The sequence below is a fragment of the Pseudomonadota bacterium genome (assembly GCA_023229365.1).
GTDB lineage: Bacteria > Myxococcota_A > Polyangia > JAAYKL01 > JAAYKL01 > JALNZK01.
In genome coordinates, this window is the sequence record JALNZK010000205.1 from 1 (window position 1) to 6,171 (window position 6,171).

Annotated in this window: 6 protein-coding genes; all 6 read left to right on the top strand. The window is 69.1% G+C overall.

Features of this window, described 5'->3' with window-relative positions; translation table 11 throughout:
* The first annotated feature begins 506 nt into the window (after nucleotides 1-506).
* A complete protein-coding gene (locus M0R80_30840) occupies nucleotides 507-797 on the top strand; it encodes a hypothetical protein (protein MCK9464037.1) in 291 nt (96 codons plus the stop codon).
* Between the two features lie 44 nt (nucleotides 798-841).
* Entirely contained in the window at nucleotides 842-2,278 is a 1,437-nt protein-coding gene (locus M0R80_30845; GenBank protein ID MCK9464038.1) for a B12-binding domain-containing radical SAM protein, read from the top strand.
* A gap of 5 nt (nucleotides 2,279-2,283) precedes the next feature.
* Nucleotides 2,284-3,210: a GGDEF domain-containing protein gene (locus M0R80_30850; protein MCK9464039.1), complete on the top strand. Its 927-nt coding sequence runs from the start codon at nucleotides 2,284-2,286 to the stop codon at nucleotides 3,208-3,210.
* Nucleotides 3,211-3,259: 49 nt separating this feature from the next.
* Nucleotides 3,260-3,607: a hypothetical protein gene (locus M0R80_30855; GenBank protein MCK9464040.1), complete on the top strand. Its 348-nt coding sequence runs from the start codon at nucleotides 3,260-3,262 to the stop codon at nucleotides 3,605-3,607.
* A gap of 106 nt (nucleotides 3,608-3,713) precedes the next feature.
* Nucleotides 3,714-4,784 carry a DUF1624 domain-containing protein gene (locus tag M0R80_30860; GenBank protein ID MCK9464041.1) on the top strand — a complete coding sequence of 357 codons (1,071 nt, stop codon included), beginning with the start codon at nucleotides 3,714-3,716 and terminating at the stop codon, nucleotides 4,782-4,784.
* Nucleotides 4,785-4,858: 74 nt separating this feature from the next.
* Nucleotides 4,859-6,171: bifunctional metallophosphatase/5'-nucleotidase (locus tag M0R80_30865; protein MCK9464042.1), on the top strand; the 1,313-nt coding region annotated here is incomplete at its 3' end.

Here is a 6,171-nt window from a genome sequence, read left to right on the forward strand (position 1 = left end):
TTACGGAAAAACGTGCATCAAGACTCGTGACAAGATCGATCCGACGAGAAACGCGCATCGAAACCGCGCACGTTCATCCGGCCTGGAGAGATTTTTCCAACCAACCATCTAACCGTTCGGATATTTGTTGAATGGCTTTGAGCTTGCTGAATGGGGGACGGCCTCGACGCCCGCGCGTGGAGCCTCCAGGAGACGACGCCGTCGGACAGCACCATCGTGGATACTCACACGTGCAGCCTCTTCCGGGGCGACATCGACTGCCCCGTCGCGGGCGGAGGCCGGCTCGTCGCGAACATCCGTTTCGAGAACTGTCGACAAGATGATCTGTTGTCTTTCACAATGAATGGAGTAGTATTTCATTCTGACTGAGCCCGCCCGCCCTTGTCCGAGGTGTGCCCGCCGCAACCCCTCGAACTCGTTTGCGAGGCCGCGATGGCCCGAGAAATGCTAATTGCGTGCCCGTAAACGGCGGGCGATGCGCGCTGATCGAGAATGAGAGGGAGACAGTGGCGACGAGCAGGGTGAAGTTCCAGAAGGACATCGAGCAGCGGCTCCGGACCTGGGGAACCCGACACGGGGCGATCGAGACGAAGGTGGCGAAGGCCGAGGACGACGCGAAGGCGGCCCTGTTCGCCGAGCTCGGGAAGCTCAGGACCCTGGAGGCCGAAGGTCGGCGCTGCCTATCGGTCGTCGAGACCGCCGGCGCCGCCGCGTGGGCGAGGCTGCAGACCGACTTCGTCGAGAGATGGGAACGCGTCAACCGCGCCGCCGAGGCGGTCTGGGCCCGCGTGAAGTGACCTCACGGAAACCGCGCACACCGGCGTGCGGATAGGAACGAAACATGCGCCTCCTGCTCATCAACCCGTCGAACCCGATGGTCTCCATCGTCGACACCAAGTCGAGCATCTGGAACCGCTTCCGCGTCTGGAAGCCGCTCGGCCTCATGGTCATCGCCGGCCTGACGCCGCCCGACTGGGAGATCACGATCATCGACGAGAACCTCGGCGTCCCGGACTACACGAAGCTGCCCCGGCCGGACCTGGTCGGCATCACCGCGTTCACGTCGCAGGCGAACCGAGCGTACGCGATCGCCGCGAGCTTCCGGAGCGCCGGCGTCCCGGTCGTCCTCGGCGGCATCCACGCGACGATGCGGAAGGAAGAGGCCGCGCCGCACGCCGACGCCCTCGTGCTGGGCGAGGCGGAGAGCGTGTGGGCGAGCGTGCTCGAGGACGTGCGGAACGGCGGCCTGAAGCCGTCGTACGAGGGCGGGTTCGCGGACATGGCGCAGACTCCGCCCGCCCGCCACGATCTGCTCAGCGAGGGGTACGCCTTCGGCGCGATCCAGACGACGCGCGGGTGCCCGCTCCGGTGCGGCTTCTGTAGCGTGACGTCGTTCAACGGGGCGCGCTTCCGCCAGCGGCCGATCGAAGACGTCGTGCGCGAGCTCGAGAGCGTCCCCGAGAAGCGCGTGCTGATCGTCGACGACAACCTCGTCGGCACGAGCGCCGAGCACGTCCGGCGCGCCAAGGAGCTCTTCCGGGCGATCATCGCCGCGGATCTCGGGAAGCAGTGGGTCGCCCAGACGACGATCAACGTCGCCAACGACGAGGAGCTCCTGACCCTGGCCGCCAAGGCCGGCTGCGAAGGCCTGTTCATCGGCTTCGAGTCTCCGGAACCGCACGGGATGAAGGATCTCGCCAGGAAGAACAACCTGTGCCGGTGCCACGATCTCGGGGCGGCCGTGCGGACCATCCAGGAGCACGGCATCATCGTCGCCGGCTCCTTCATCATCGGGCTCGACGACGACCGGCCCGGGATCGGCCGGCTCATCGCGGACACGGCGGAGCGGTACGGGGTCGACTTCGTCAACGTGCTGTTCCTGACCCCCCTGCCCGGGACGATCTTGTGGGACGAGATGGAGTCGCAGGACCGGATCACCCTCGACAACTTCCCCGAGGACTGGAGCTACTACACGCTGACCTACCCGGTCGGGCGCTACCGCGGGCTGACCCCGGGCGAGGCGGTGCAGGAGATGCTCGACTGCGGTGAGCGGTTCTACTCAATCCCGCGGATGGCGCGCCGCGCCTGGCGGAACCTCCGGCGCGGGCAGAGCGTGCTGATAGGCGCGGTCGGCGGCCTCTCGTACAGGCGGGGCATCCGGCTCGACCGCGACAGGCTCGGGGAGTTCGTGTCGCGATCCCGGGGCGGCGGCGCCGTCGCGGAAGCCGGCCGGGCGCTGGCGGCCGAGGCCGTCCCCTCCCTCGGGTTCGAGCGCTGAGCGCGATGGGAACCCCTGACGGCGATCGGGTGTCGGGCGACGGATCCGGCGACCCGCGCGAGTCGGTGCGGGACGACAGCGAGGCCTACCGCATCCGGATGGCGATCGCCCCCGAGGGCATGCGCGCGGAGCTGGTCTCCGCGTTCGCCGGGGATCGCGAGATGACGGACGCCGAGCGCGCCTTCGTCCGGGAGAGGATGGAGGGCCGGGGGAGCGTCTTCTACTCGGATCTCTTCTACGCCATCTCGCACCACTACTTCGCGCCCGACATCGCCGAGGCGCTGTGGAACAAGGTCCTGCTGCACAAGCACTTGATCTCCGAGCGGCTCGGCCGGAACGTCCGGATGACGGTCGCCACCCTGGACTACTTCTCGAACATCACGCGGGAGCTCAGGACCCCCACGCTGATCTCCGAGGACTACGCCTCCGAGATCTCGAACCTCTCGATGCGCGACGGCATGACCGGCCTGTTCAACCACTCGAGCTGCTACGAGCTCCTCGAGCTGGAGTTCAGGAGCCACCGGCGGCACGGGCGCGGGTTGGCCCTCATCATGTCGGACATCGACGACTTCAAGGCGGTCAACGATCGGCACGGTCACCAGGAGGGGGACCGGGTGCTGATCGAGGTCGCCCGGAAGCTGAGCGAGGAGGTGCGGGAGTCGGACATCTGCTGCCGGTTCGGCGGCGAGGAGTTCATCGCGATCCTGCCGTTCACCAGCGACCCGGAGGAGGCGTGCGGGATCGCCGAGCGGATCCGGGCGAAGGCGAAGGAGATCGCCGTCGGCGAGCAGCGGATCACCATCAGCGCCGGGGTCGCCGTCTGCGGCGCCGGGACGCCGACCCCCGGATCGCTCATCGAGAGCACCGACAAGGCGCTCTACCGGGCGAAGCAGGAAGGCAAGGACAGGATCGTGCTGTGGGGCGCGCCGTAGTTGACGATCCCCGGGCCGCGGGCACGCGGCGCCGACAGGAGATGCCGACATGATGGCGAGACTGACGTTGAGCGACGGCTTCTCGATCACGGCCCACAACGTCGCGCTGTACAGCGGCGATCGCGACGTTTCCCTCGCGGGGCCCGCGGACGGCGAGAGCGGGGGAGGGGGCGCGGGCGGGGAGCCCGATCGGTGCGAGTTCTCGCTCCCGCGGAAGGTCTGGGAGAAGCTCCGCAGCTCGCCGTCGTGCGAGATCGAGCTTTCGAACGGCGCCGTGGTCACGGTGACGGATCTCGACGCGATCCGGAACAGCCGCAGCGCCCCCAACGTACGGGTGCGCGGCCGCGCCGGGAACCGGAGAACCCCGGGCTGGCCGGACGATCCCCCCAAGGCCTGAACCTTCGTCCCCGCCGAGAGGGTGCGGCTTTCAGCTGAACCCCGGACTTCGGCGGGCGTGCGGTGGACGTTGCGGCGGCGGGCCGACCCGCGTATTCTCCCGCGCCGTGACCGGGGAGCCTACGAAAAGGTCGCCGCGCGTCGAGTACATCGATCGCCTGCGCGGCCTCGCCGTGTTCGGCATGTTCGTCGTGCACACGCCCGGGCCGTGGATGCGGCCGGAATTCACGAGCGGCGGGTACGGCGCCGTCATCTCGCAGATCTCGGGGATGGTCGCGCCCGTGTTCCTGCTCCTCGCCGGGCTGTCGGCCGCGATGATCGCGTGCCGCGGGGCGGAGCGGGCGGACGGCGGGTCGTACCGCCTGCGGATCGCGCGGCGCGGCCTCGAGGTGCTGGTCGTCGGCTACGGGTTGAACCTCGCGTTCTTCGCCCTGCGCGGCTTCCACGGCGGGACGAACCTGATCTTCAGGGTCGACGTGCTGCCGTGCATCGGGGCCTCGCTCGCGATCGCGGCGCTGCTCGTGCTGCCGCGGCGGGGTTTGGCTTGGCCCGCGCTGGTCGCGGCGATCGTCTTCGTGCTCGGCGCGCAGGTGACGTGGCGACTGCACTACCCCGGGTGGCTGCCGAACGGGATCGCGGGCTACCTCCGCTTCATTCCGGGCGCGGCGCGGTTCCCGCTGTTCCCGTACGCGGGCTGGGTCGCGCTCGGCGTGCTCGTCGGGCAGCTCTGGTGGCGCGCGATCCGGGAGCCCGGATCCGAGATCCGCTTCTTCGTCGGGCTCGTCGTCGCCGGCGCCGCGCTGTTCGCGGCCGGGCTCCTGGTGAAGTGGGCCACGTACCGCTTCGGGCTGACGACGCTCTGGTCGGACGCCCCGCCGCCGCGGACGACGGTGCACCACTTCCTGTTCAAGGCCGGGATTGTCTTCGGGCTGATCGGGGCCGCGCGCGCGACCGCCGGGCTCCTCGACCGGCTGCCGGGCGAGGGGCTCGTGCTGTTCGGCCGCACGTCGCTGTTCGCGTACTGCGCGCACCTGATCATCGTGTACCACGTGGCCGGCCCGGTGCTGGCGCGGTCGCTCGGCCCTTTGGGCCACGCCGTCGGCGTGATCGCGCTCACCGCCGCGATGCACGGGTTGTGCACGGCGTGGTCGTCGTGGCGCGTGCGGCGGGCGCGTTGACGTCGCACATTTCTGTCGGGCGGGGAGCCTGCGGCTGTGGTAGGTTCTCCCGGACGGCGGAGGGTTTCGACGGGATGCTGAAGATCACGAACAGAGCGGCCTCGACGCGATGCGCCGTGGTGCTCGCCGCGGCGGCGCTCGCGGGGTGCGTCTACTCGTCGGACACGCCCGACCTGACCGGCAAGGACGTGCGGCTGACGCTGCTCCACACGTCGGACATCCACTCGCGGATCCTGCCGTACGACTACGTGCCGATGTACACCGAGCAGAAGCTCGGCCTGCAGGCGGGCCGCGGGCCATACGGCGGCATGGCCCGCGTCGCGGCCGTCGTGAAGCGGGAGCGCGCCAAGGCGGGCCGCTCGCTCTGGCTCGACTCGGGCGACCTGTTCCAGGGCGCGCCGATCTTCAACTACTTCCACGGGGAGCCGGAGGTCCGCGCCGCGAGCCTCGCGGGGGTCGACGCCATGGCGCTCGGGAACCACGAGTTCGACGTGGGCGCCGTGAACGTCGTCGAGCAGTTCACCAAGTGGGCCGGCTTCCCGCTGCTCGCGGCGAACTACGACTTCCAGGAGGGATCGCACGACTTCGTGGACGACTTCGCCGCGCTCGTGGATCCGATGACCGTGTTCAACCTGGACGGGCTCAAGGTCGGCGTGGTCGGCGTCGGCAACACGAGCTCGATGACGAGCATCCAGGAGGCCGGCAACTCGACCGGCGTGCGACCGTACAACGACGCGCAGATCATCCAGGACTACGTCAATCTCATCCGCGAGGATGTCGACGTCGTCATCCTCCTGAGTCACCTCGGGCTGACGCGCGACGAGACGCTCGCGCGCAACCTGTGCGGCGTCGACATCATCCTCGGCGGGCACCACCACGTCGGCCTGAAGCCGCCGAAGGTGATCCCGTTCGATCCGGATCCGGAGATCGCCGCCGGGCTGCTCGAGGGCGGCGACTACGAACCGCAGGATCTCGACGACGAGGCCGAGGTCGCCGCGGCGCTGTGCCCGGTCGCGGAGCGGCGCGACGTAATCCTCGCCCACCCGAACGCGTTCGCGAAGTTCGTGTTTCGGATCGACCTCGTCGTGCGCGACGGCCGGATCCGCTCCCACTCCTTCGAGATCTTCCAGATCGACAAGACCGTCGAGGAGGATCCCGAGGTCGCCGACCTGCTCGACGGGTACGAGCGGGAGCTCAGGCTCGCGTACGATCTCGATCGCGTCGTCGCCGTGGCGGAGGAGGACCTCTCGCGGTTCGGCGCGAACGGCGGGGACAGCATGCTCGGCAACCTCGTGTGCGAGGCGATGCAGCGCCGGAAGTACGTGGAGACCGACTTCTGCGTCACGAACTCGCTCGGCATCCGGACCGACATCTCGAGGGCGACGTG

Coding starts and splice junctions, on each gene's coding strand:
- M0R80_30845 (MCK9464038.1), top strand. CDS start 842: ATGCGCCTCCTGCTCATCAACCCGTCGAACCCGATGGTCTCCATCGTC.
- M0R80_30855 (MCK9464040.1), top strand. CDS start 3,260: ATGATGGCGAGACTGACGTTGAGCGACGGCTTCTCGATCACGGCCCAC.
- M0R80_30850 (MCK9464039.1), top strand. CDS start 2,284: ATGGGAACCCCTGACGGCGATCGGGTGTCGGGCGACGGATCCGGCGAC.